Genomic DNA, 26,036 nt, shown 5'->3' with positions numbered 1-26,036 from the left:
AGTCAACTCATGATGCTGGCCACTGCCGCACACTGAGCATCCAGTGTGGACGCCTGCAAAAAGGTGTCATCCGGCATTGTGGGTGTTGGAATGGAGGGCGGCTCAGAGCCTGCCACTTGGTCTGCCGAGGAGATCCGTAAGTACGCCAGCCAATGTGTGAGGATAGCCGGCGGGAGCTGAGCGATAAGACGAACGTCTGGCTGGCTGAATCTGTCAGCCAGCGCGTACAACGTCATCAGCTGGGGACAGCGCCTTAGTTTTTTTCAGCCTCCTCCAGCGAGCCATTACTCATGCGATGCAGCGTGTTTACGGCATCAATCAGTTCAGCATTGGAGCGGCTGGCCAACAGTTCTTCCGCCGTTGGCAATTCATCCGCCGGATAGGCTGAGCCATCCGGCTTGCATAACGAACGCAGCACCAGTTCGGCAGCGGCAAGGGCCTTTTCTTTTTCGGTTGTGTTGTCATTGGTGACCACCGTGATGTAGTCCAGCTGTTGTGCCACCGACACCGCTCGCGCTGTCATGCTGCCACCAAACAGCGTAACGGCCTTTACCACAGGGTTGTCGGCTAACAGCAGGGTTTTAATGCTCATGAGTTCCCCTTAAATCAGGCTTTGGTTGATGATGGAGCTGCGCTTTTCAGGCTCCACTGAATATCGTTTTGCTTACCTTTGACCAGAATGCTGATCACCTTATTCGCTGGTGCCTGAATTTCGGCCATCTCCCAACCGGCAAGGGAAATCAGACTGGTCGAGATACGGCCATTCGGCATCTCAATTTTGATTTTCACCGTTTGTCGCGCCGTCGCCGCATCCAAAAATGCCTGAAAATCCGCATCACCTGGATTATCAATAAACCCGAACTCTTTCTCCGGTCCCTTCGGCAGATCTGCAATCGCTTGGTCTTGGGTATCCAGCAATGTGGTGCAATCAACAAAGCCACCCACGGCCCCTTGCTTACCGACTGCGGTACAGTTCGGGAGTGGTTTAAGGGCAGAATCCTCTGCCACGTCAGTCCCCCAAGACACCTTGGTACCTGCCGGCAACATGGCATACTGAGATGATTTTTTTACGCTCATGCCTACACCTCGTTATGAGTCACAATAAAGTCGCGGCTTCGACACCACACCGCATCCTGAGAATCGAAATCCTCGGTAAATCCGCCACGCGCAATAAATTGCACCGGGTAACCATCAATCTTGTCGTGTGCCAACCCCTCCCATGCCTGCAGTAGGATCTTTTCGGTCTCAATGGTTTTTACTCGAGAAGGTGAGATGATTTTGAATTGGTAACGTTGGGTTATGAGAGAGACACCGGCGAGCCCAGTATCCGGTTTAAAATCACTGACCACCTGATACACGATGCACTCATTCACATCATCAGGCCGTTGTAAGGGATAAACCGGCAAGCCTGTCAGTCGCTCGGCATCATTTTTCAGATGAATATCAAGCATACGTCCTCCCTATTTGTTTTTTGCTGCGATACGCCGCTGTGCCCGCGCTATCCCCGCGCCCAGCTCTTCACGTAATGTCGCCTCAACTCGCTGGATATTGTTATCTAACGCAGGACGGATAAACGGTTTGGCCATCTGCTTGGATGTCCCATACTCCTGTGCCCGCGCCTTAATATAATGGGGAGCCTTCATCGCCGGTCCAACCCTCAAAACCCGTTCCGAACCTTCTCGAATAGAGCGGATCTTGATGGTGTCTCGTAAATGCTGGCCGTGATTCGACAGGTCATAACCGGCAGATTGGCGCATGGCTTCTCGTACCGGTTGCATGGCTTTCCGGCCGGCACGCGCCAACACTCGGTTAGCCACATCCTTGCCTAACTCATCCAGCGCCTCGCTAAGCGCTGACAGCCCTTCAATCTGAATATTGATCATCAATTACGTCCGTCTGAGTCCTCAGCAGCATCCTGTCAGGCATGCTGTTATCAATGCTGAGTACGTGATATGTGGTACCGCCACTCAGGACTCGGTCACCGATGCTCACGTCACTCCGCTTGCGTAATGTCAGGAGATATACAGAGACCGTTTTGTCTTGCGCCGTAGCGATAACAGAAGAGGAGCTGATAAAGCGGATATCGCACCACGCACGCCCCACGTCACGCCATGTGGCTGGTAACGGTGCGCCCGTTGGATCCCGACCGGATTGCTTGCGCTGAATCACCACGCGATACCGGAGGTCACCAGCTTTTAATGGTTTCATAGGCCATATGCCCGATAAGGTTGCAGTAGCGCCTCGGCGGTCTGTGGCAAGACGGGATCAGCTTCGCGGTTGGCATACCAATACCCGATCATCAGTAACATGGCGGCAGTGATATCCGCATCCAGCAACAGCGCATCCTCATCGCGAGCAAACCCCTCTTCGGCGTCACTGGCATACAGCTTGCGGTCGGTCTGCCCTTCAACAAAACGCACTGCAGCGCGGATATAGGTATTGAGTAGGTTATCGTCCTCCAAAAAGTCTGGCTCTATTCGGCAGTGCTGCTTCACAAGTGCTAAATCCAGCATGCACACCTCCTGAATTATTTGCGGCCTTTACGAGGCGCTGCAGCAGCATCAGCCGGCGCATCGGTATCAGTCACTGCATCCAATACGTCACCAGACAGCATCTCCGCATAGCCTTTGGCCACCAGCTCTCGGGCATGCTGCTCATCCGTTTCAAACTCGTCGCCTTCACACACGACGTTGCGCCCCACCAAAATGGGTCGACAGGCTTTCATCTTGGCCATAATCACATCCTGATTGGGCGGCACACGTCCGCCCTTGAAACACTAAAGGGTTACTTAGACGCAGGCACCGGTACGGTAAAAGAGCCGTAGATAAAGGACTCTGGGCGCTTCACCGCCAACGCCAAACGCTCCTCACAACGGATAGAAATCATGTTTTTCTCGAAGTCATCCGCGTTCTCGGTACTGATCACCACATTGGACTCTTCGCGGTCAAACAGCTGAGCGCCGGCATTGAATGCACCGGTCAGGAATTTGCCTTTAAACGCCGCCGCTTCCGTAGCGACCACCGGCAACCCCCAAAGCGTTGGCCCAACTAAAGAGGCTGGATTTGCTAGGATGTAACGGCCTAACGAATCTTTGATCAGCTCAATCTTGGCCCAGTCGATAAAGTGCAAAACGTGTCCGGATGCAGGGAAGCGAGCCAGCTGTGCCTGCAACATCGCCAAACGCAGATCATCAATGCCGTTTTGCTCAGCCACTTCAAACTCGGCTTTATAGGCCGTCGCTTGCGGGATGATGCCGTGTAGGTGAGCGCCAGAGCCGTCACCGAACAAAATCTCCTGCTCTTCCACGTACTTCAGGCCATAACGCATTTCGGCATCAATCGTGGACTGCAGCTGGGCAAAGTCATCCAAGATCTGTTTGGATGCCTTGAACATGTGGGCGATGGTGGTCACCGGTGTGATTTTGGTGTTGAACTCGATACCGCTGTACGGCTTGGTGGTATTTTCCGGTACCACGGCCGCGTTATTGGTAAAGCCGGTCTGCTGCACCCAGAACACCGCAGGAGAGCCAGTACGCCCAGGCGCAATCAGATCACGGATAAACAGGCGTTGTTTAGGTGCAACATCAATCCCCGGTAAGCGATGCGGTTCAACAACACCTTCCGCGACGCCGCTGGAAGTCAGCGCTGATTTAACGGGGATACTGAGGCGCTTACCGCCTTCAGCCGCACTGGCGAACGCTTTCATCGCCTCCGCTGAAATGACTTGGTGGCCGACCGACTCAACCACCTGCTTGGCATTCGCCAGAGGCATATTGACAACATGCTGCTCCAGCTCACCCAATGAGGCTTTCAGCGTCTTTTCGGCCTCTTTCAAGGCATTGAGTTCGACAGCCATCTTATCGACAGCTTCTTTGGTTTGTGCCGACAGCTGGCCGTGTTTCTTGGCCTCGCTCAATGCTTCTTCTGCTTTGGCATTGAACTTAGAGGACGCCTCTTCAATGCTGGCGGTGACTTTCTTCAGGATTTCATTTACTTCAGACATAAGCTCTCCGAGATATCAGCAAGCCGGAACCAGAGTGCTCAAGGCAGACTCAAGACCAGCAAGAGTTTCAGGGTTTATCGTTACGGCAGCGTCATGCGTACCGTCATTGGTGGGGGCAGCGCCCGGCGTGCTCCCCTTCAAGGCTTTCAGTAATCGCCGGCGTTCGGCGCGTGGGGTATTAGCTTTCGCGAGTAGCGCATCCAATTTGCGCAGCGCAGCGGCAGGGGAATCCGGAACACCCAGAACGGCATCAGCCTCTAACAATGCGTCGGCCAAGCCTTTATCCACGGCATCCGCTCCACCGATGTAGGTTTCGCTATCCATCATTGCGGTAATTTCGGTACCGCTTAGCCCACTGCGTACGCTGTAGATGTCCTGCATTGCACGGTCAAAAGGCTCCATGTCTTGCGCGACACGCGCTAAGTCATGTCGGTTACCAACGGCGGCAACCCAGCAGTTGTGGATCATCAAAAAAGCAGCGCGACCGATTTGCAGCTCATCTGCTGCCATCGCAATAATGGAAGCGGCGCTCGCAGCAATGCCGATGACTTTTACTGTCACGCGCCCGCTGTACTCTCGCAGCTGGTTATAAATGGCGAGTCCTTCAAACATGTCGCCACCGGGCGAGTTGATATTGACGACCACATCAGCGCCGCCCATGGCACGCAGCAAACCGGCCATACGTTTGGCCGTCATGCCCTCGCCCCAGTAATCCGCACCAATGACATCCAGAATGGAAATCGTGTTTTCATCATCAGATGCAGCGGCCTGCAAAGAGCTGTTCCAGCGCTCCATGGCCATCGGCGACAGCTCGCACGAGACGCGCGCGCAGGGACGCCCCGCCGGCGCCGCCGGAAGCGTTCGTTTAGTCATAAGGGAAAATCCTATGCGTTGTTTTTCAGCGGGGACTGTTCCGGGGGAATATCAGGGAACAGGAAGTTGTGCAGTGCGAGTGACTGCAGGTTGTTCTTCTTCAGATCTTCAAGCGGTGTGAGGTTAAGTTGCACGGTATAAATGTCCCCGCCAGGGATTGGCGGCAGGTTCTCTAAACGGCGCACATCATTACGACTCATCCAGCCATTTTGCAGGGCTGTGGTGTAATACGCCGCTCGCCCAGCACTGTCTGCGCGTAACAAGCCCTCTACGGAGAACTCCGCAAAGTAGTCCTCATCATCGCCCAACAAACACCGTGCTATTTCCTGCTCAATATTGACCAGAAGTGGCCGCAAGGTATTGGTCAGGAACAGCAGGTTCATCCCTTCCACGCTAGCCGCCCAGCTGTTTTGCTTGGTCATGTGCCCCACCATGAAAGGCGGCACGCGGAACCAACGACAAATCTCTTCGATGCTAAATGCACGGCTTTCCAGCAGCTGCGCTGCCTCAGGATTCATGGTCACATTCTGGTATGAGAGTTTGTTCTCCAAAACCATCAGTTTGCCGGCGTTCTTGGAGCCGATAAAACTCTGTAGGCTCTTGCGTAAGCGCTCCCGCTGCTCTTTGTTCAGCGCATTCTCTGACGATAAAAAGCCGGTACTCTGTAACCCGTTTTCAAAAATCTTTGCGGCCGCCTCATCCACCGACATGGCAGCACCAAAGACATCAATACCCACCTGTGTCGGCATCAAACCGCAAACCCCATCAAGGCCAAAGCCACGGATGTGCATCATGCGTTCAACGGGGATAACGCGTTTGGTTTTACCTTCGGTATAGGTGTATTCGAGACGACCATTATCTAGGCGCTTAACCACCATGTTTTGTGGTAGTAACGGATCCAAGGCCACCAGCTTGTGACCTATCATTTTCTTTTCGACAAAGGCGTTACCACGTAAACAGATGCTGGCCACCACCATCAGCATGAAACGCGATGGCGTCATTTCGATATTAGGCCGACGACACAGCACCTGATATGCCGGATGTTTTAGAGCCAGTATCCGAGAGCCATCCTCCCGTCGCTGATAAACCTTAAGCGGCAGCGTTGATATGGATTCACTGAGTAATCGCACACAGCTCCATGTCGTGGACAAGCGCATGATTTTATCGGCGGTGACCACCTTGCCGCTTGAGCTGGTACCGAACCACTCCTGCCAGAACGTTCCGGTAGTTGCGGTGACCGGCACGCCCAACCAATTTAAAAGGGCGCTTTTCACGCGCCCCGGTCGTTTAGTTTTGGCCATTACACACCCACGATTATCGGATCATCAAAAAAGCCCTCGATGTCGCCATCGTCCAGTTCAACACCTTCAGCCGCCCCAATTGCCATCGCCGCCGCAACGATGCCATCGATACGACCGGTACTGCGTTTCTTGGCAAAGATGCGATTGTTTTTCTGGTCGGTTTCAGTCACCGCCGAAGCGGCATTCCAGCGCAGACAGGGATTGGTTTTTATCTTGATGACTTGGTCATCCAGCAACCCTTCGAACAGCTCTATCGAGTGCGGCATCCACAGCCCCGAGTCCTGTGCTTTGAAAAAGCCCTGCCCATGAGGAACCAACGGCACCATGACACCCGCCTCATCCAATTCCGGCTCTAGGTACTTAATTCGGTATTGGTCAAAGGCGATCGCTCTGAGGTCAAACTGTTGCGAGAGCTCTGCTATACGTTCAGCGACAAAGGCATATTTCACCGCTTTGCCGGGTGTCGCATGCATGTATTCTTTTTTTACCCAAATGTCATAGGGAACGCGGTCAGTCTTCGAACGGTGCAGCAAGGTTTCTTGCGGGGTCCAGAACTCGACCACCAGCGTTTTCGGCTTGGGGAAATAGAGTGCTAACGCGGTCAAATCTCGCGTACCAGATAAGTCGAGACCGCCATAACACTCCTCACCCTCAAGGCTATTGAGGTCAAAATCAGATTCACACGCCATCCAGACATCACTGCTCATCCATGGGTTATCGGCATCTACCCACTGGCAGAAATTGAGGCGGCGAACAATGCTCTCTTTGGCTGGCATGCCACGCGCTTGCGTGACCTGTTCGCGCAGATACTTATCCGTAAAGGTGTAGCCGAGTGACGGATTCGCTTTCCCCCAACATGACTCATCTTTGAAAGGGTCATCCCCTTCATCCAGCGAGCAGATAAACGAGAAAAAGCTGTCATCCTCAGCCGTACCTTCTGCCACCTTCCGGCCGTATTCGTGGTAGTCATAGCAGACACTGGTTTTGTCATGCCCGCTATTGGTGATCAGGAACATTAATGCCTGACGCCGGCCTTTTGTCCCTGCCCGCATCATCTCAACGACGGTATTGGTTTTGTGTTCGTGGACCTCATCAATCAAGGCACAGTGCGGACGCGGCCCCGATTGCCCGTCATCGGAACTGATTGGTTTGAAGAAAGAGCCGGTTTGCAGAAACGCGAGGTTCCACACATTAAGGCCGGTACCCGACTTCACGAGACGCTGGGCTAACGCAGGCGACTGATCCACCATCGCCACCGCATCCCGGAACAAAATCATTGCCTGGTCTTTTTTGGTCGCGGCGGCGTAAACCTCGGCTCGCGGTTCGTTGTCAGCCACCATGCAATACAAGCCAACCCCGCCCGCTAATGGGGATTTGCCCGAACCTTTACCCGATTCGATATAGCTCATCCGAAATCGGCGGGTACCGTCGCTGGACTTCCAGCCAAACAAGGAGCCCACAATAAAGCATTGCCATGGCAGCAGAATAAACGGCTTACCTTCATGCTCCCCGCCGTTTAGCTTGAGCACCTTGGCAAAGAAATCTATAACTCGTTTTACCGCATCAACATCCCAGAAAAGCCCACGCGACGGGCCATGTTCCAGATCTCTGAGGTGTCTGCGGCACGCATTGCGGATATCGGGGCCAGCTAGAACACGGCCCTCGGTAACATCCAGTGCATACTGTGTTGCCGGGTCAGCCGAAGAACTGGCTGAGCGGGTCTTCTTTTTCCTCTCCACCATCTACTTTCACCTTCGTTCGTGCTGCCGGAGTAAGGCCAAACTCAACGAGGTAACTTTTGAAACGGCGATCGGCATCCGCCAGCATGGCCACGGCCGGATTTGCCTTAATCAAGAAATCACCCATCTGAGTTTTTGTTGTGTAGGTCCTGCCTTCTATCGCGATGGTTTCGCGTAGCTGCAGGATGTCGGCGTAGATATCGCACAAGCGTTCTAGGGCTAAAGAGTCCGCCGTTGTCAGAACGCCCATACCGTCTAAAAGCAGGGACACCTTTACCCATGCCATTTTTCCCCAGTCGGTTAGATGCTCCGGAGGACTGGGTACTTCACGCGGTGGTTTAGGCTCCTGATCATTGAGTTTTCGCTTGCCCGGATTACCGGTTACCACCTTTAAGTGGGTCGGTTTTGGGCGTCTTCCCGCCATCATCACCTCCCAGAAAAAAACTTTTCATTTCGCGGTTGTGCACAAAAAGGAGGACGACCGGTCGCCAAGGGCGTTTTGCCAGAACTTTTACCCCGCCCCTCCCCAGTATTCATGGGCGCTGTAGGGGATGCCGTCCTCATCACAGCCTTGCAGTCGGCCACTCTTCTCACTGCGCTGTTTGGTTGAATCGTGATGTAACTTACACAGCCCTTGCCAATTTCTGGTATCCCAGAATAACTTCTGAGCCTTAGCTATTGCCGCCTTATCACCGGAGCGGAGTGCCTCTTTGAGTCTGTGCGGTTGGATGTGGTCCACCACCGTGGCGGGTGTTACTTGCCCTTGCTGAGAGCACCACACGCACAACGGATGAGTACGCAGATAGGATTGCCGCGCCTTGTTCCAGCGGCTGTTGTAGACAGAGGAATACTTCATCGAGATATTTCGCCCATTTATCAGCAAAGACTGCTATGTATGAGCTAGATTGCCAATGACCGAAGATTTTGTAATAAACATTCCCAGCCAGACATCGAGCCCTAGGGACCACCGAGCCTCATTCACCCAAACGCAAAGGTCGAGTCACTTGCTATCCCAATACACATAAAAAAACCCGCAGATGCGGGTTAAAGGGTTAAGGGGCCTTGAAGTGCTATTTATTATTGATTTATAGAACTCGTAAGTTGGTTGTTTAGGAAAAGAACTCGCTCAAAGTATTCATCTTTTCCATAGGTTTCTGATTTGCAATGCTTACTATCAAAGTCACAAATGACATCATTGCTCAGTTGGACTTGTTTGGGAACGGAGTCACTTGTATGTATCCGCTCCTCATTAAAATATTCTTTGGTTAATTTAGGCGAAAATCCTAAGCCATTGAAACACTGTTTTTTACCCTTGTCGCAAACCACTCCATCCTCGGGAGAATAGACCCACGACTTATACGATATAACAAGGGACTCATACGGTACGGCTAGTACCATGAAAAGGCATATGACATTCCAGAAAGGATTCATAACGCTGCTCCCTCCTTCCTTTGATACAGAGCAGATTATGGCGATAATGTGTGACAAATAAGTGTCAGTTAACCTTCCAAAGCCATTTCATCAAATAAAAAACTGCATTCCGCAGGAAGATGAATGACTCTTCGACCTTTGTGAATCTCAATGCTATCCCCAGTAAGGAACAACTCCTCCGCCATAAACTGCACGGCAAAATGTTGATCAACATACATTTGACACGAAACATCCCTGAACGGAATCCCTAACATTGAGTGAGACTCAACAAAAAACTCGAATCGATAGTGGAACCCATCCGAACCAGTTACTTCCTGTACGCTATTCATGATTGTATCCACGCAAAGCATCACTGAGACTAAGCAAATCAAGAATGCCACTTGCCAACCCAAGACCGAAGGCAGCAAGGAGTCTAAAGCCCATGAATTTTCTAGCCAGCGAATGACATTCCAAATGTACTCAGATGAGCACATTTGGAACTGCATGCCGTTACACGACCGCCCATAAATTATAGCTCAAATCAGAAAGTACTACCTTGCGGCCCCCCATTTTGCAATAAACGCCTCATTTAGTCGTGATATCTGCGTAAACCGTTTCACACGCTACTCCCCGCGCTCTTGCTCGGTCAGCGTACGCTGCCAGCTCTTCATTGCGTCGGACAGATTCGCTGAGCACGTCGGCAAGCAGAACGGAGGCAGAGGCTCTTGCTGCGCTTGCTTGGGCAGTGGCGGATAAGCGGCCGGTTTCACTGTCTGCCAATTGGCGCCGGAGTTGGGCGATACGGGTGCGCAACCCACCAGCAATATCAGCGGCACGGTCAGCATCAGCCCGCGCCAATTGCAATTGTCTTTCAGCATCTGCAGCCACCTGCTCTATATCTTTCTGCCGTTTATTCTCAAGCTCACGCATCGCCTTCTCACGGGCAGCCCGCTCACTTGCATCAGCAGCATCACGCTCACTCCAGCGCGCCTGCCATTGTTGATTGGCCACCAGCTCGCCAGCTTCCTTACCGGCGGAATAACGCCAAGCTGATAACCCCCATAACGACAAAGCCACCAGCGAGGTGATCGCCAGTGGCTTCCATATTGCTTTAAACACCATGTGAGCACCTCATACAAATAGCCGATGCTTTTCAGTCCTGAAGTTTGATGATTCGTATCAAACCGAGCTCATAAAATGTGCTTTCCACTCCGACTAAGGAGTTCTGTTCGCATATACTTGTGCCACTTAAACGAGGATGGATGAGTATGAAAAACGACTGGGACAAGGTGTTAGCTGACGGAGTGCTGGACTGTCAGAGTGAGCAGATAGCCAATGATAGAGATCGCTGCCAAACACTTCTTGCCGAACTAAATGCGACTCCCGCAGCCAATCAATCCTTACGTCAAAACCTGTGTACCGAAATCTTTGGCCAATACCAAAGCTCAAGTTGGATAAGCACACCGTTCACCTGTGAATTTGGACGCAATATCTACATAGGTGAGAAAACCTTCTTCAACTTTAACGTGACTATTCTCGACGTAGGCGAAGTGCGTATCGGCAGTAATGTGCTAATAGCACCAAACGTACAGATTTACACCGCAACCCACAGCTTAGATTTCCAAGATAGACGTAATTGGACTACGTACCACAAACCGGTAACCATCGGTGATGACTGCTGGATTGGTGGTGGAGCGATAATTTGCCCAGGCGTTACCATTGGAGATCGAGCAGTAATTGGTGCAGGCGCTGTAGTAACCCGAGATATTCCTGCCGACTCTTTGGCTGTAGGCAACCCAGCTCGTGTAATTCGTAAACTGGCTCCCGGCGATAGATCCACACAAGTGAATGAAGCCTGTTTGTCATAGTCCAAAACGACAAAGCCACCAGCGAGACTATCGCCAGTGGCTTCCAAGGTATTTTTATCATCCTATCTTCCGAACAATGTTTCGTGGCTCGGCCATTCACTTATTGGCGTTTGCTGCACCACGACCAAAGAGGCAAAGTGCCCCCTCATTTGATATGCGAAGAAAATCACATCAGGTTGGAGTGGTCGCCTGTTAATTTGCGCTACTCAAATTTGGGATGCGCAAACTTTGTGCATTGATTCCCCAAAGTGGGGGGATCAAACCCCCTGCGAGCTAGTGGCTATAAGCTATGTGATTACTTGCCAATTTTGGCAAGCAAAACCCCATAAGCTGGAGGCCGCACCATTCGGGGTTTACCCCAAATTTGGGGTAAATGCTTAATCGACAGGTACGCTCTCGGATGGGGCGTTTGGTGCGTACTTGCCTAACTGGTTGATTTTGTGCCAAAGCACTTTTTGATGCTTTGGTTTCCCTGTGCGGGGAAATCAAAAAATGCAGCCTGGTTGTTATTTAACCGGAATTTTTTTCCGGTTCCATCAAGCTCCCAGAGTGGTCAGCTACCTTTGGGCTTGCTATCCATCTTCTCTATCCATGCCTTTCCCACTCGCATACAATCCTCAAAAAGGGAGCCTTTTTTACTCGATTGGGAACAACGACGATAGTGATCTACCGCCATATCTGCCGCAATCAAAGCCAACGTTGCGGCATAGCCCTGTTTCTCTAGCTCTCGTTTGACGTTACCGTGGATAAACTGAATAGGACTCATGCCAGCTCTCCATCAGAGAAGTCACCTAAATCAGGAATTGATAATTGGGTTAATTGCAAAGCAATCTCTGTGGCCTTCTTGATTAACTTAATGTCACGCTTACGCTGTGCCATCAAACCACTACCTTTTTGTCCGCGGTATTTGAGAGACTTTTTGTCAAACACATCTATCGCATCAAGCATTTTCTGCCCAGCAAGTTGTGGCAATGTCTCTAGATTCAAATGCCCAACCTCAACACCAGACTCTTTCTCTGCTAAATCAAGAAGCCAGATGCGAAGTTCTTTAGCTATCTTTGTTCGCGACATCATGCCAATAAGGTGCGCCCCTCGAGGAGAAAACAATCGAACCTGATTGTAATCTATCCCTTTGTTTTTATTACGCTTCGTCACTTTGACCATTGTGGTCATACTCGCAATGAATTCATCCTTGTGACGCTGAAAAATTCTATTTACCTGCTTAGCATCGGCATAACCAAGCAAGGTTGCCAATGCCTCAGCAGTGAACCAAATCTTCCCATCACCATTATCAAATGGGATCACGGTATTTTTTTGGAACGTCAGTGCGTGCATAAAGCGTACTCCTATAGAAATGAGCCTTGTTGCCCAGAAACGCCGCCCGCAGAGAGGTCGCCACCTATAACGGCGGTTCTCCAAGGCTCATTTCTGTAAGGCTCTGCGATTTACTGCACCGGGCATGGTGCTGATACGAAAAAGCCCCGCGTTAGCGAGGCTTCAAAGATTCAAGTTTGCTTTTCGACTTCGATTGAGGTTTGTGCTCGATGACTCTACGCCAGTTACTTATGTTGCATTCTCCCCAAACTGAGCACATCGGTTTGAACAGATTAGCTACCCCAACGCTACGCATAGTGAAGAACTCAGCTTCCAAACGTTTTTTAAACGTCCGAACCACGTCGTTGTTTCGCATGTAAGTGATCAACAAAGTTGTCTGCTGTTCATTTAGCAACGCAACCCTTTGCTTCTGTCTGCCACCATTCGTATCAAAGGTGCGGATTTCAAATCCGACCCTTCCGAACTCCTCGAGGTCACTTTTGTTTCGATCAACTAATTGCATAGCGTTTACATTGCTTTGAAATGAACCTTTGCCGCACAGGAAACCAGCCCACCGAGGCTCGCCAGCACTAACTGGTATCCTCAAAGGCTCATTCCAAAGGGTTAGGTTCGGTGTAAAACATGCGTTGCGGTACGCATTTGTTGTAAAAAAGCCCCGCGTTAGCGAGGCTTCAATTTCTCTTTTTTCGACCTCATTTGAGGACGATTGGATGACCAGAGCTAGGCTGGGTACTTCTGTCGCGGCAGTTCGAAATGAGGACCGTCATAGAAGCGTTCATCGTCACTGCTACCGTTCTGGTTCCAATCCCCACCCCAGCGTAACGGGATACCTAACTCATTAGCGGCAGAGAACATTGCCTTGGAGACTGATGCGAAAGCCTTGCGGTCATTCCACGGGATAATCCCCGCCACCAGCGGAGCGCAGTCCACCGCGTGGCCAGTCAGGTGCCGACTGTTCATGGTCTGGCTCTTACCATTGACCACCAACTGACGCTGACGAGCCTCGGTGCGCTTACCTTCAATGACTTTAAAGTCCACTTTGGTCAGCTCGATGGCACGCTTCACCACCTTAACCAAGTCCGGATGCACGCCTCGCAGGTTTTCAAGGCTATGTTTGCCTAGATAAAACGACATCACTCCTCCTTAGGTACGTGCTTATTTAGGATCCGCAAAGCAACGATCTGCAGCTGCTTCACGCCGATAAAACCCACCATGCCGCCAATAAATGCTGCCGCGTCGACCGGTATGCCGAACCACTTCATTCCCGAGACAAAGGAAAGAGAAAGGGCGCCACATAGCGCCCCTTCTAAAATCATCGTTCGTTTGGTACCGCCACCGTAGAGAACGCGGATAGCCGCAATGGTGAAGGCTAGAAAAAAGGAATAGATAGTTGGTGAGTTCTGGTACGCCCATGCACATAGCATTGCCCAAATGCTGGGGTCTTTTTCCGGCATATAGCCCTCCTGAGCGTCATGGCGACGAGTCAGGGCTAACCAGTCGCATACAAAAAAGCCACCAGCACAAAAAGGCTGATGGCCGAAATTTGGGTACAAAAAAACCCGCTCGAGGCGGGTTTATGTCTATTGGATGCAGTAATCCACTATAGGATTACGATATTAAATCTGCCGCAAAATGAAATCAAGCTATCTAATGCGGAGCCATGCATCCATGAGAGCTGCCAAAAAAAACGCTTATACGTTCGCTTTTTCAAAGCACAGCTTGATGGTTGGATTAGATGGTGAAGAAGAGACCTTCATCCAATCATCCACATCGGTCTTCACTAAAGCGGACAACGTTTCTGCATACGAATGAATCAGCTCTGCCAGCACAGAATACTCAACACGATTCACGGTATATTCCTGCTCAGAGACTTCGGACTTACCGTTCTTTTCATGCTTCATGTGCAGCGTGGTATAAAAAATGTAGAGCTTCGGCTCATTCGGATTTGAATAGTCGATAGTGGCTTGGGAGAATAAGTTTTCCCATTTTTCCGAATGGCTCTGACTGAAGACAGACTTAGCCATATCAGTGATTTTGCTCTTCAACTTCGACTTGTCTGATTCACTAACGCCATCGTACAGCGACACAATTTGGTCAATCAGCTGATTGTAGTCTTTTGACTTGAAGGTCTGCTTAACGTAGTCATTAGTCAGCAGATGGAAGAATGGCGTGTTATCCATCCCAATGATGTAATTTGAAAAACGCTGCGCCACTACTTCTGGCATTTGTACTGCTGGGTGAAAATCAGCTTTATTCTGGGTGTGGGTCATGATGCTAGAAATCGCGGTCGGCAAGTTACGCGGATCGGCAAAAATCTCAATACCCTTTGCATTAGGAGCACTGGTGTTGATACCTAAAAAATCCCCAACAGTATCAGCATACTGCGCCTGTTCTGTATTAACGGCCAACGTTGAAGCTGTTGCTGCCAAACTAACACTGCCTGCTACCCAATCGTTAACAAGCTGACGAACATTAGACATAGTATTTCCCTATCGGTTGATTACGGGCTTAGATGCCCTCTCACAGCTTAGTCCAAAAGGCTTACCCATTTTACAAAATCACGAATTGTTCATAAAACCTGCCCCGTAAGATCCATGCCCTATGCCGCAAACCAACCAGCATGGACTCAGCACGGAAAAATCCGCAAAAGGCAGGTTTATACTGTTCGGATAAGGTGATCCGTTATAAGGCTTTAATGTTACAGAATCACATTATCTAAATGGTAAGAGTGATTAACTTAGCGTTCGATAGAAACAAAAAAACCAGAGCCTTTCGACTCTGGTGAATATGGGTTTTGCTTTTATTAAGAATCACAACGTGCTTGTAATACCCACAACGCTATTAAAGTGCAAATGGCTCAAATAATAATGGAACCAACCTCACACAAAAACTCTCCCAAGTTAAAATTATAAATATGACTACTTTTTAACTGCCTTCGTGGATTGCTCTGGCACACATGCAAGGAAAAGTAAGCTTGCAATAAAAAAGTAAAACAATAGGCACACACTCAAAACTGTAAACAACACCAACAGTCTGGCCACATATATATTAATACCCAAGTAAGTGCGGATATAGAAAACCATCCAATACATATCATCAATAGTAATTTCAATGACATGGGATAGGTTTCTAGCATGGGAGTACCCTAGCGTAACGGAAATCGCTAAAAGCGTAGAAATTAGTGAGAAAACCCAAATCCATTTGTTTTTCAAGGGAGTGTTCTTTGTTTATCTACTGTAATCGCCATACTATTAGCACCAAACAGGGCAGTAAAGATTAAACATGTATCACATTATTAACCGAGCCTTATCATAAGGCACATCATATTCACCATTACTCATATCAAACCGACTTATCATATGTAAAACATGGCGTAATGTTTAAAACAAAAACAAAACCATTGAACATTTAAAGCGAAAGAATAAAGCTTCGATTTGAAAGATAGGCTATATGTAAGTACCTACTTAAAGTTTAAAGCAATCATTTACCTGCAACTTATATCAAAAAAAGCCCGCATAAGCGGGCTGTCTTCAGCGAAAGTTGGTACTCACATATGCTTGGCATTAAAAGCTAATACGGGGTCGGCTTTGGTCAGCTCTTCACCAGAGCTCTGTACGCTAACAAGCGCAAAGGCTTTAGCCACCAGCCAATAGAAAGAGGCATTGATACTCGAGAACAGGAAGAACACACAGAAGCGGGCCCAGTTCATACTTAACCGCAGATAGATTCTGATAATGAACATCATCCACGACAGGTTGCTTTCCATCAGCACCAGAGCGTGCCGAACAGTGCAAACATTAAAAACGCCGAGTACAAAGCCCCAAAGAACCACCGTCAAAAGAAAAGAAATTAACCAACAGCATCCATTCTTCACTACACACCACCACTACAAAAGAAACATATCTCAACAAGCGTTCTCGCATGACTTGGCATGCACTCGCCATATTCTTACCGTAAACGCGATCAGAATGATTGCTGCCGGTACCAAGCTATAGAAACCATAGTGCTTACTCAGAATGGCAGTCATCATCGCACCTGCGAAGAAATGCAGGATGACCAGTAAGTAATGACTTCCTTCTTTTCTAAAATCGCTACGTTCTGTGTCGCTCAGCTTCTTGTTAAATGACTTAAAGAAGCTAGTCATCATCAGCACATAAACCGTTGTCACTACAGATGTCGCTGTTGGCTGCCGTGTACCGCCATGCTTAATCACAAAGTTGTGCACGTACATGAACAACAAACCAATCGTAATAAGTGGGATCACCGTAGGAGACGGTCCAGTACCCAAAGCACCGGTCACCATCATGAAGCGGCCTAACGCGATAAAGGTAATTAGCAATACACAGTTTATCGTTAGCGAAATGGCATACATGTGCCATGGCGTCTTTAGGTATGAATCAAACTTGTTTGCCAGCAGCTGGTGGATAGCCGCGATAACCATCCATATGACAATGATGGATATATGGTAGAAAGACTCAAAATCGAGTGTTCCTTTGGCTAACGCCGCCACACCGAAAATCATGTTGGATGTCATGTACCCTATCAAGGCTTTGTATAAATAGATGAAGCTAACAATCTCAACGCTGCCGCCAATGAAACTCATGATGTAGTGTATTTCATGGTTCACAGACGAATAAATGGACAGTTTTTTCATATTGGACAAGCTCTTACAAAACAACGTAACTCATATTGTCTGGCGCAGCTCAAGGTAAAAACCTAATCACTCAGCATACGCATCCCTATTCACTTCATGTGTTAATTATTAGTTTTATTCTTTAATGATAGTGTCCAGCCAGCCTTCCACTTTCTATTCTTGATTTGTTTTATTTTGTAAGCTGCCAACTTGCCAATACATTTCCATGAAAAATCAATACGTTAATTGAATGCCGATTCGTAACCGTCAAACTCATAAAACCCGACATATACAACCATCTCAACCGAAAAACACAAACCAATCAACTAAAGAAAATCGTTTTTCATTTAATATCAGCCAGTTAAATAATAGGCATCAATTATTACAATCGAGGGCAATACTAAAACGTCATCTGAGATGCACAGTAATTTGAACAAGCATTCATTATGAGATTAAATTCATGAACACTGCATTTATCAAATAACTGTATGCCGGAGCCATAACTTGGGCACAAAAAAAAAGCCCTCAAGCCGGGAGAGGCTCGAGGGCAGCAAAACCACGGGATCTTGGAGAGAAAGAACGTGGAGCCAAATTGCGTTTTACTTAATCAGGTTAGGAAATATAGACATCCATCACACCTCGAAACTTTAGGTATGAGATGCAAATTCCAGTCTTTTTTAGAAAGTTAAGATAAGCAGGTCAGAACCATGAATATGGTTCGGATTTCATATCTGCAATTGTTCCTTTACCTTCAGATAGGTCTCCTCCTCCAACTCAACACCAATGGCTTTACGCTCCAGCTTTAATGCTGCTTTTATCGTAGAGCCGGATCCCATAAAGAAATCCGCAACCACATCTCCTGGGCGAGAGCTGGTGGCTATGATGTGCTCCATTAAGGCACTCGGTTTTTCGCAAGGGTGTTTGCCGGGATATGCCTGTACTGGTGGGAATGTCCATACATCGGTGTGCGGTACTTCTGCTGTCACGGAGAACGAGCGGCGGAGGCTTTCGTACTGCCGTTTCAAATCGGCATACTGCGCCACCAAGCCACTGTATTCATCACTCAGTGCAGAATAGTGTCTCGCGAGTTCCCCATGACTTTCTTGCAGCGCATTTCCCCTGCCCAGCTCTGCAGCCTTGCGGCTGAATAGGTCTTGTAGTTGCTTATATTGGGTTTCGCTTGGCAGCTGCCACTGACTAGCGGCAAACCAGTGCGAACACATTTGGGTACCTGTCACCTTGTTAATCTCTGCCGCGCTAATCCCCAGTGCTTTACGTGCGTCACTGAAATAACTAATCAGAGGTTTGAAGACCTCTTGCCGTAATGCCTTACACTTCACCGCATATCCAGACTGCCCTTTGGCATAGCCCTCTGCCCCATAGTGTTCGGCAAAGATAATGCGCTCAGTAGCGGGAAAGAAAGAACGCAGATCCTCTTTACGCATACGTCGCCAAGGACCGGACGGTTTAGCCCACACAATATGGTTTAAGACTTTGAGTCGTTGACGAACCAATATCTCAGTGTCCGCCGCTAAGCGGGAACCACAGAACATGTATAGCGAGCCACTGGGTTTTAATACTCGCCAGAACTCGGCCAGCAAGTCATCTAGCCAGGCAAGATATGCCGTTTCATCGTCCCACTGGTTATCCCAGGCACAGGACTTCACACGAAAGTACGGCGGGTCTGTTGCAATCAGGTCGATGCAGTTGTCAGGAAGGGTTTTGATGTATTCGAGAGAGTCAGCATTCACGAGAGTGACACTGTTTAAACATACAGTGTTTTTCATAGATCAAATGGGCCTTTTTTGGTAGGCTCATATCCGCTTTGTGCACACAAGCGGTGGGCCTTGGTGTGCCCGTGACCTCGACAACGGGCTCATGGCTGGCCGGTGCTACCAACACCAACCAGCCGCCCATTCCACAGCTAAAATCGCCACCTTACGAGCAGCGCCTAAAGTACATACCGTTCCCGCTCACATCCTCAGCCAAACCGGCCAACACCAATTGCGTCAATATCAACTGACACCGTGCCTCTGTGAGGCCCGTGGCTCGTTCCATATCGACAGGCGCCACCCAGTTATCACTAGGAAGAAAGCGGTAAACGTTCTGTGCGGGAATTGTCATATCCACCTGATTTTGCATGTCTTTTTCTCCATGAAATTGCCGTGACACACAAGTAACTCTGTCGTGCTAACACAGCAAGTTCTTCCGAAAAAAGGCACAAAAAAACCCGCTCGAGGCGGGTTATCGGGTTATAGGATGCAATTCACCACTATACGGTTTGCATATTAAATATGCCGCAAAACAAAATCAAGCCATATGGAAGGTTGTTAGTTCTTGTCGAAATTTCTGTTTTGCTAGCGCGTCCCAACCATCGAGAATGCTTTTTACAAATTCAATTGCTGGGGCCCAATCACGGCGCCAACCTTTACGTAAAACCGATGCATCTAAGCCTGTATCAGCTGCGAGTACGGCAATGTATTCTGCCGGTCGATACTGAGCATCAACATCAGTGCCATGTCTGGCTACGTCATTGCAGATCAGAGGAATGAGTCGGATAAAAGCATCCCAGCGATCTTCGGAAAGTTTAAAACCAGCATCACCATAGCGACCGACGAACTCGCTCAGAACAACATCATAGAACTCTTGTGCTCGTCCATCGGAGACATAGCCCGGTGCGGCATAGGCAACCAACAACCAATCGGATAAATGGGAAGGTAGCTTATCCACTGCAGCGAGCACCTTGCCTTTATCTAGCATTTTACAGATCTTTCTATCTGCAGTCCCATCACCGCCAGAAGTAACTTCGCCATAGCTGGTGGTTACACCCTCCGTGGCAATACTAATTGCATCCCCTATTGACCTATTATTAATATCAATAACTAGCCCCATCTTCAGCTCGGATAAAATACAAACATGAAGATATTTTAATTGTTATAAAACCCCTTGGATAGACTACGTAATTTTTTATTTAAAGCGAAAAAATCATTTCGCTTAAGCAAAGGCCAATGATAGCCTTGACTCTCCGTAGCCATTGATATTTTAGACAAGCTAAGCAAGTCATTACTTTCAATCCCATCCAAGATGATTTTACTTACATGACACTTACAAACCTCCACTATCAATAATAATTGATGCATTGAACTACGCCAAACAATTTCCTTATCAATTTTTATCCCACTCCATGGGTAATCAAACAGGGTACACAAAGATGATGAGTTAACACCAAAATGATCAAGCCATACTTCATGGCCATACTCTTTCAATTTCGAGATCGCAGATCTGACCTTTTGCATAAGCTCATAATCATAATCGAACCCCTTAACCTCAAATGAGAAGCGATGATGATTATTCATTGCGACTGATATAAACTCGGAATTTAGCAGGGCACTAACATCGATATTTATATGCATATTAAAACGACGAAAATCCAGTACAATATTGGATAATGCTTGCATCTTAATACAAGCCATTTCAGCCAAATCATCCCCCCCCGACTCTAAATACACCCCATCAAAGCATGCTTCCTTATAGCATTTTGGCAAAAGCTCCACGGCTGTTATCTTACCTGAAGAGTTACTTACTATTGGCTGGGCAACCACATGAAAATCCATACCCTTATATTTATAACCAAATATCAAATAATCATGCGCAATCGTACTCATACGGAATCCGGTCAAGAATTTACGTTAATGCACTCATGGCTATGAGGCAAAATTTATAAAATAAGAGTAATTTATTTAGAAGTGAATATTTTTAAAATAAAGGGCTGACAAACCAGCCCTTCTGCAAATATAAAACAACAGTTAGAACTTATAACTTACACCAATCATACCTTGAATGCTGGTGTAATTATGCGCACCAACCTGAACTGATGTATTAGCCCAAACGCTCAGGTTGTTTTTAACGTTACCATCAACACCGACCTTGATCTGGGCTACATTTTTCACACCAGCCTCAGCAATATCATATCCATTCATTGAAACTGAATTATCTCTTGTATTGTGAATCCAGTTCGCCTCTACAAACGGAGTAATATCTTTAACTTCTTTTTCTGCATCGATAGACTTCTCATTAAGAGAGAGTCTAACACCAAGTTTTGTTTGAAGATTACCGGAAATATTTGACTTAACAACAGTACCATTACCCTCAATAAATGTATCTGGTCTTACGCCCATATAAATAAGCTGCGCATGAGGTTTAACTATGAGACTAGTTTTAGTCCCATCTTCCGCAATAGTTTCTTTAAGTTTATTGATATCGCCAATTTCTAGAGATGCCGTTGTCCCTTTTGACTTATATTTCTCTGTAGACAACTCTTGCCCATCAACCGAGTTATTAAACCAAGAATACTGCAACCAAGAGTCAACGTATAATCCCTTCTCTTGCTGAGGGTTTTCAAACCATGTCCCATAAAAACCAAGGCTATACCCATCAACATGACCTTTCGCGGAGTAACCTGTCAGATCAGCTCTGGTCTTACTTGAACTATATCCATAGCCACCAAATGCACCAAAGGTAATAGAATCATTACCATTAGAGGACCCCTTATAAATATCCCCCCCCAATTGAGTCGTAAAACTATTAACTCTAGTTTTAGTACCATCAGATGAATCATTAAATGATGTGTGTTCCCCAACCTGTCTTAACCATAAACTATGATTTTTTTCTCCATTAAAATCAGCATGGTATGTGCTACCAATTCGATCGTAAAGGCTCATGTTAAACATCGTATTAGCTGCAATATTATTAGCTAAATAACTACCTACCTCTGGTCTTATCAATGGCTTAGGTGTTGGCTCTGGTGTTGGCTCTGGTGTTGGCTCTGAATTTGTAAGATGACTTACTAAGTACCAATCTTTCTCTTTCTTGGTTAATTGATAATCATACGCCCCAGCAACAATCCTTGATTTTTGTTTAAAAATACCATTGGATTCGCCAGCAACACTGATTAATTCAATTCCGTTGATGGTTTGGTCGCCCATCCCCCCTGCATTTGAGACAGATACAAGAGATGTGCCACTACTATCACCGTCAATAATCAACTTGTTGGTTTCTGAGTTATCGCCCTCTAATTTTGTAACGAAGTGAATGGTTGCGTTATCACCATGATAGTTACCCTTAACGTGAACGGTTCTATCAGGAGAGGACAATACAACATCATTACCCTTCCCAAAATATAGATCACTACCACTCATAGCCAGATTAGTCAGAACAGAACCAGCCGATTGCTTCCAGACACTATTGGCTAAAGAAACATCGGTGTTCCCACTGTCACCCAAAACAGATACACCATCTAAAATAGAACCTTGCGCATTAATAGCTAACTCACCTCCTTTGTTATCAAGCAAAACATTAGATCTCGATGACATAAGGTGGCTATCTAGCAAATTAATATTTGCAGAACCATCATTTATGGCTATTCCTGAGGCTGCCCCATCAACAGAGCTATTATCCAACGCTATAACCGCAGGATTTAGTGAGCCATTACCTGTAATTAGTAAGCCATTAGCATTATCTGATACAAGGCTAGAATTTGATAAACTAAGAGTGCCGCCATTAAATAATGTGGCACCGTTAGCACCAACACCAGAGGTTTTTACATTCAAATTATCGCCAATTACTGAACCTTGACGAATTGCAATACCATGTGCATTAACACCAGTTGTCGATAAAGATGATTGTTTTATACTAACAGTTGCATCTTTACCATTAGCATAAACTGCGTAGCCACCCTCACCTTTGGTATTGACTGTTATGCCAGTCCCTTCAATTAAGGATTTACTGCTTGGATTGTTTCCATCATTACCATCTTCCAGGGCGGATACACACTCACGACCGCCCCCTTGTAGTGAACATGACACTAAACCGAAAGAATTATATCCCTCCGTGCTAATCTCAGTTTTACCTGTAGTTGTAATTAATGTATCTAATCCTTCACCACTAACCTGTGATAATAAACCAACCGCCTGATTACCTTTTGTATCTATTTTATTAGTACCACTTAAGGTAACAGTACTACCGAATTGACTCACTACAGCGTTGGATGAATAATTTAGTGCTGAATTATTATTACCTGATGTAGAAATGGAGCTGTCAGTAATAGATACTATTGTATCTTTATCTGTTGCTAGTACACCATATGCCCCTAATCCAGAGGTGGATACACCTACTTTATTCAGCGAAACGTTTGCTTTGTTCCCCGCATAAATAGCTTGAGCGCTATCTCCTACGGTAGATAGCGTAGAATTCTCAACAGATAACGATGAGTTAGCACCTTGTGCATTAGCAGCGTTAGAAAGCCCCGCTGTCATAACAGATGAATCAGACAGTGTCACATTACCACCGACTAACTCGATGCCATGAGAATCATCACCAGTAGTTTTTATAACAGAGTTGTTATTTATTATTGCCTCTGAACCACCAGTAATTTCTATAGCAGAGCTTGTTTTTCCCGATGTAGTAACATCAACTCCAGAGGCTAAAACATTCCCCTTTGCCTGTGCAAAAATGCCAGATGAGACATCGCCTGATGTAATAACACTTGAGTTGGTTATATTGACAGAGCCATTATTTTCAGATGTAACACCGGCACTATTAACAACTCTTAATCCATCGTGAGCCGTAGTTGAGCCATTGGATGATGCGATCACTTTTGAGTTATCAATATTGACGACCGCCCCATTGCCACTACTCAATACTGAACCGCTGCTCGGAAGTTTCTTACCTCCTGATTCAGACGTAATCTCAGAACCTGATATATTAACCGTACCGCCTTGTTTTGCAGCAACGGAAAATGAATAGTTAGAAACACTATTAACTTTTGAATTGGTTATATTAACAGTTGCAGCATCTGATGATAAAACACCAAATGAATAAGGTGAAAATGCTGATATGCTAGATTGCTCTTCAATATTTACAGTAGAGCCATTTGAAGCGCTAACTGCAGGCGTGTTAGGGTTTCCTTTATTGTCGCCAATGACGCCAACGAGATTGTGCACACCACCATCATCAAAACTTTGAACAGAAGCAAATGCACTACTAATTGAAGCAGCCAATAAACCTATTGTAAATATTGAATTATGAGAACATTTCATTTTAAAACGACCTTCTTATTTATTTGCCTTATCCCTGGCTATCCTCTCCTTGCTTTATTATCCACTGCAAAATAAACACATTATTAACCAAACCCCAAAGCCACAATAACAAAAGTGACCGGGTGTTTTATAACATATAATAATGATTTTGATTTTGGAAGTATTTTCGCAATGAAAATATCCATTGGTTTTATAAATCACACAATATACAAACAAGAATAGTTACAATAAAATAAAATAAAACACCCCATAAACAAATTTAAAAAATGTTCACAACCAGCAATGCTATATAAATAATAGTTAATAATCAGTACAAAAAGATAAAACCCAGCATTTAAAAATAAAAAATTACAAATCAACAAAATAATCAATCTACACATCAACACTAGTTCAGCAGATGTCTCTCTACCGTCAATAAGACGAAAGTAATTCCTAATATACGAATTAACTAAAAATGTAGCGCGCAATGAAACTAAAATTAGTAACTCTAATTTTAGTTTCATTCGTTATTACTTTAATATTCCAAGAGAAAAAGCGACATCTATCGTCTGCACCACATGCAACAACTGACTCCCATACACCTTCGCCCATGTCCTAGGATCTCTATGCAGTTCATCATGATGCTGACGGCACAGTGGAATAGTGAAGATGTCATGAGCTTTGGTTCCCATACCTCCTTGGTTATGCCCGATCAAATGATGTGGATCATCAGCCTGAGCACCACAGCAGACACAAGGCTGAGTCTTAACCCACTGCGTATACTTTTCACATACCCATCTGATACGCTTAGGTTTCAGCATAAATGAAGCTGGAGGTTCTGGGTCTACCCGAAGCGTTTTAACTGTCTTCTCTGTTCTGGTATCTAAAGCCGGAACTGACGATGCCGCTCTATCAAGCTTCTGTTGTTGCTCAGCTAAGATAGACTGCCCTTTCTTTACGTAATCCTCGCGCTTTTCTGGGATGCGGAACCGCTCCCAATAATCAGGCTTATCACCTAACTTCAAAACCGGTTCAGGCTTAGGCTCTTTATAGCCAGCCATCTTTGCCATCAATGCATCGGGCAAGTGGACTGTGAGTTCTTGGCTAACCGCAAACCACAGAACCTCATATAGCGACATAGGACGGCCTGCGGGTACCTCAAGCCAAGAGCGCATCGTCTCAATGACATATTTACGGCGAATCTGAGCCAGCACTTGGTTAACTTTGGCCGCATACTCACCGTCCCCTGCCCACCGCGATATCGAAGGGTCGTGATACCAACAGACTTGAAGTGCACCCAAGGGGCTCTCCCAGATAATCTTTTCATGATGACAAAACTTGTCATCAGCCAAATGGCACCGGTGAGTGTTTGTCCGCGCAATCCAGGCACGCATTCCCTTTGTGCCACCACAGGTATTAAACACAGCCTCACTGGAATAGAACGCCATCATTTCTGGTTCAGCCTCAAGGCTGACATCAACCGTGCCAGCATCACTTTTCTGCATGCTGTCAGGTGCGAGCGTTATCAGTACCTTCTTTCCCTGAAAACGTTGGACCGGTTCGGGCAACTTGACCATAAGAACATCCAAGTCCTTCTGGATGTATGCCGGCACTAGATACGTTTTTTCAGAAAGCAAAATCTCAGCCCCCTTTTGCTAGCAGCTCCAGCAGGATTTGCACAAACCCCAATACCGATACGCCTGCAATCAGCCAAACCAAAAGTTCTACTACCGGTCGAATTATGCCTTTAGCCATGCTCACGCACTCCCCTAGCCGCTTTACAGCGTGCTGCCAAATCT

General features: G+C 47.0%; 31 protein-coding genes and 1 pseudogene. 1 reads left to right on the top strand and 31 read right to left on the bottom strand.

Features of this window, described 5'->3' with window-relative positions; all coding sequences use genetic code 11:
- Positions 1-2: 2 nt before the first annotated feature.
- The 17 genes from LQ901_RS04350 to LQ901_RS04280 form a co-directional block, all read right to left on the bottom strand.
- Positions 3-236, bottom strand: coding sequence for a hypothetical protein (locus tag LQ901_RS04350; RefSeq protein ID WP_152105552.1), 234 nt, complete (start codon positions 234-236; stop codon positions 3-5).
- A 17-nt stretch (positions 237-253) separates the two neighbouring features.
- Positions 254-592 (bottom strand): hypothetical protein, encoded by a 339-nt coding sequence (locus tag LQ901_RS04345; RefSeq protein WP_039046538.1) that lies wholly within the window; start codon positions 590-592, stop codon positions 254-256.
- 14 nt (positions 593-606) lie between these two features.
- Positions 607-1,077 (bottom strand): phage tail protein, encoded by a 471-nt coding sequence (locus LQ901_RS04340; RefSeq protein ID WP_152136969.1) that lies wholly within the window; start codon positions 1,075-1,077, stop codon positions 607-609.
- A 2-nt stretch (positions 1,078-1,079) separates the two neighbouring features.
- Positions 1,080-1,451 (bottom strand): hypothetical protein, encoded by a 372-nt coding sequence (locus tag LQ901_RS04335; RefSeq protein WP_039046540.1) that lies wholly within the window; start codon positions 1,449-1,451, stop codon positions 1,080-1,082.
- A 9-nt stretch (positions 1,452-1,460) separates the two neighbouring features.
- A complete protein-coding gene (locus LQ901_RS04330; RefSeq protein WP_152105550.1) occupies positions 1,461-1,883 on the bottom strand; it encodes an HK97-gp10 family putative phage morphogenesis protein in 423 nt (140 codons plus the stop codon).
- On the bottom strand, positions 1,864-2,208 hold the full coding sequence (locus LQ901_RS16870; protein ID WP_152136968.1) for a phage head closure protein: 345 nt from the start codon (positions 2,206-2,208) through the stop codon (positions 1,864-1,866). The genes LQ901_RS04330 and LQ901_RS16870 overlap by 20 nt, the downstream gene beginning before the upstream one ends.
- Complete coding sequence (locus LQ901_RS04325) at positions 2,205-2,513, bottom strand: head-tail connector protein (protein ID WP_152136967.1); 309 nt, start codon at positions 2,511-2,513, stop codon at positions 2,205-2,207. The genes LQ901_RS16870 and LQ901_RS04325 overlap by 4 nt, the downstream gene beginning before the upstream one ends.
- A gap of 14 nt (positions 2,514-2,527) precedes the next feature.
- Positions 2,528-2,734 carry a hypothetical protein gene (locus tag LQ901_RS04320; protein ID WP_152136966.1) on the bottom strand — a complete coding sequence of 69 codons (207 nt, stop codon included), beginning with the start codon at positions 2,732-2,734 and terminating at the stop codon, positions 2,528-2,530.
- A 50-nt stretch (positions 2,735-2,784) separates the two neighbouring features.
- Complete coding sequence (locus LQ901_RS04315; RefSeq protein WP_152136965.1) at positions 2,785-4,002, bottom strand: phage major capsid protein; 1,218 nt, start codon at positions 4,000-4,002, stop codon at positions 2,785-2,787.
- 15 nt (positions 4,003-4,017) lie between these two features.
- Entirely contained in the window at positions 4,018-4,875 is an 858-nt protein-coding gene (locus tag LQ901_RS04310; protein ID WP_233671988.1) for a head maturation protease, ClpP-related, read from the bottom strand.
- Between the two features lie 11 nt (positions 4,876-4,886).
- On the bottom strand, positions 4,887-6,176 hold the full coding sequence (locus LQ901_RS04305) for a phage portal protein (protein ID WP_152107402.1): 1,290 nt from the start codon (positions 6,174-6,176) through the stop codon (positions 4,887-4,889).
- Entirely contained in the window at positions 6,176-7,918 is a 1,743-nt protein-coding gene (locus LQ901_RS04300; protein ID WP_152105543.1) for a terminase large subunit, read from the bottom strand. The genes LQ901_RS04305 and LQ901_RS04300 overlap by 1 nt, the downstream gene beginning before the upstream one ends.
- On the bottom strand, positions 7,872-8,339 hold the full coding sequence (locus LQ901_RS04295) for a phage terminase small subunit P27 family (RefSeq protein WP_039046549.1): 468 nt from the start codon (positions 8,337-8,339) through the stop codon (positions 7,872-7,874). The genes LQ901_RS04300 and LQ901_RS04295 overlap by 47 nt, the downstream gene beginning before the upstream one ends.
- A gap of 87 nt (positions 8,340-8,426) precedes the next feature.
- Positions 8,427-8,771: an HNH endonuclease gene (locus LQ901_RS04290; protein WP_152136963.1), complete on the bottom strand. Its 345-nt coding sequence runs from the start codon at positions 8,769-8,771 to the stop codon at positions 8,427-8,429.
- A gap of 221 nt (positions 8,772-8,992) precedes the next feature.
- Complete coding sequence (locus tag LQ901_RS16865) at positions 8,993-9,313, bottom strand: YcgJ family protein (protein ID WP_370586013.1); 321 nt, start codon at positions 9,311-9,313, stop codon at positions 8,993-8,995.
- Positions 9,314-9,414: 101 nt separating this feature from the next.
- A complete protein-coding gene (locus LQ901_RS04285; protein ID WP_152136961.1) occupies positions 9,415-9,675 on the bottom strand; it encodes a hypothetical protein in 261 nt (86 codons plus the stop codon).
- A gap of 235 nt (positions 9,676-9,910) precedes the next feature.
- The gene (locus LQ901_RS04280) at positions 9,911-10,447 is read right to left on the bottom strand and encodes a DUF2514 family protein (RefSeq protein ID WP_233671987.1); all 537 of its coding nucleotides are present in this window, start codon (positions 10,445-10,447) and stop codon (positions 9,911-9,913) included.
- 140 nt (positions 10,448-10,587) lie between these two features.
- Here LQ901_RS04280 and LQ901_RS16820 point away from each other — a divergent pair, with 140 nt between their 5' ends.
- Positions 10,588-11,193, top strand: a complete 606-nt coding sequence (locus tag LQ901_RS16820) for a sugar O-acetyltransferase (RefSeq protein WP_304610494.1) — start codon at positions 10,588-10,590, stop codon at positions 11,191-11,193.
- A 553-nt stretch (positions 11,194-11,746) separates the two neighbouring features.
- On the opposite strand, the gene LQ901_RS04270 is transcribed toward LQ901_RS16820, so the two are convergent.
- The 14 genes and pseudogenes from LQ901_RS04270 to LQ901_RS04210 form a co-directional block, all read right to left on the bottom strand.
- Entirely contained in the window at positions 11,747-11,959 is a 213-nt protein-coding gene (locus LQ901_RS04270) for a hypothetical protein (RefSeq protein ID WP_152136322.1), read from the bottom strand.
- The gene (locus LQ901_RS04265; RefSeq protein WP_152136323.1) at positions 11,956-12,528 is read right to left on the bottom strand and encodes a BRO family protein; all 573 of its coding nucleotides are present in this window, start codon (positions 12,526-12,528) and stop codon (positions 11,956-11,958) included. The genes LQ901_RS04270 and LQ901_RS04265 overlap by 4 nt, the downstream gene beginning before the upstream one ends.
- 286 nt (positions 12,529-12,814) lie before the next feature.
- Positions 12,815-13,018 (bottom strand): annotated as a pseudogene (locus LQ901_RS04260) (Rha family transcriptional regulator); the annotation flags it as partial.
- 230 nt (positions 13,019-13,248) lie between these two features.
- Positions 13,249-13,662, bottom strand: coding sequence for a M15 family metallopeptidase (locus LQ901_RS04255; RefSeq protein WP_084976991.1), 414 nt, complete (start codon positions 13,660-13,662; stop codon positions 13,249-13,251).
- Complete coding sequence (locus LQ901_RS04250; protein ID WP_152136960.1) at positions 13,662-13,982, bottom strand: phage holin, lambda family; 321 nt, start codon at positions 13,980-13,982, stop codon at positions 13,662-13,664. Before LQ901_RS04250 ends, LQ901_RS04255 begins: the two co-directional genes overlap by 1 nt.
- A gap of 237 nt (positions 13,983-14,219) precedes the next feature.
- Positions 14,220-15,008: a hypothetical protein gene (locus LQ901_RS04245; protein WP_218572302.1), complete on the bottom strand. Its 789-nt coding sequence runs from the start codon at positions 15,006-15,008 to the stop codon at positions 14,220-14,222.
- A 1,067-nt stretch (positions 15,009-16,075) separates the two neighbouring features.
- Positions 16,076-16,237, bottom strand: a complete 162-nt coding sequence (locus LQ901_RS04240) for a hypothetical protein (protein WP_178088379.1) — start codon at positions 16,235-16,237, stop codon at positions 16,076-16,078.
- Between the two features lie 195 nt (positions 16,238-16,432).
- Positions 16,433-17,182: a YoaK family protein gene (locus LQ901_RS04235; RefSeq protein WP_106910486.1), complete on the bottom strand. Its 750-nt coding sequence runs from the start codon at positions 17,180-17,182 to the stop codon at positions 16,433-16,435.
- A 704-nt stretch (positions 17,183-17,886) separates the two neighbouring features.
- The gene (locus LQ901_RS04230; protein WP_152136324.1) at positions 17,887-18,948 is read right to left on the bottom strand and encodes a site-specific DNA-methyltransferase; all 1,062 of its coding nucleotides are present in this window, start codon (positions 18,946-18,948) and stop codon (positions 17,887-17,889) included.
- Between the two features lie 151 nt (positions 18,949-19,099).
- Complete coding sequence (locus LQ901_RS16860; protein ID WP_152110262.1) at positions 19,100-19,303, bottom strand: hypothetical protein; 204 nt, start codon at positions 19,301-19,303, stop codon at positions 19,100-19,102.
- A 168-nt stretch (positions 19,304-19,471) separates the two neighbouring features.
- The gene (locus tag LQ901_RS04225) at positions 19,472-20,053 is read right to left on the bottom strand and encodes a hypothetical protein (RefSeq protein ID WP_152136325.1); all 582 of its coding nucleotides are present in this window, start codon (positions 20,051-20,053) and stop codon (positions 19,472-19,474) included.
- 35 nt (positions 20,054-20,088) lie between these two features.
- A complete protein-coding gene (locus LQ901_RS04220; RefSeq protein ID WP_152136326.1) occupies positions 20,089-20,826 on the bottom strand; it encodes an EAL domain-containing protein in 738 nt (245 codons plus the stop codon).
- Positions 20,827-20,967: 141 nt separating this feature from the next.
- Positions 20,968-24,258, bottom strand: coding sequence for an autotransporter outer membrane beta-barrel domain-containing protein (locus LQ901_RS04215; RefSeq protein WP_152136327.1), 3,291 nt, complete (start codon positions 24,256-24,258; stop codon positions 20,968-20,970).
- 509 nt (positions 24,259-24,767) lie between these two features.
- Positions 24,768-25,874, bottom strand: coding sequence for a DUF968 domain-containing protein (locus LQ901_RS04210; protein WP_152136328.1), 1,107 nt, complete (start codon positions 25,872-25,874; stop codon positions 24,768-24,770).
- Positions 25,875-26,036 lie beyond the last annotated feature (162 nt).

The sequence above is a fragment of the Plesiomonas sp. PI-19 genome (genome assembly GCF_021368255.1).
Classification (GTDB): domain Bacteria; phylum Pseudomonadota; class Gammaproteobacteria; order Enterobacterales; family CAMTGL01; genus Plesiomonas; species Plesiomonas shigelloides.
The sequence above is the reverse complement of the archived record's forward strand: the minus strand, read 5'-3'. Positions and strand labels throughout refer to the sequence as shown.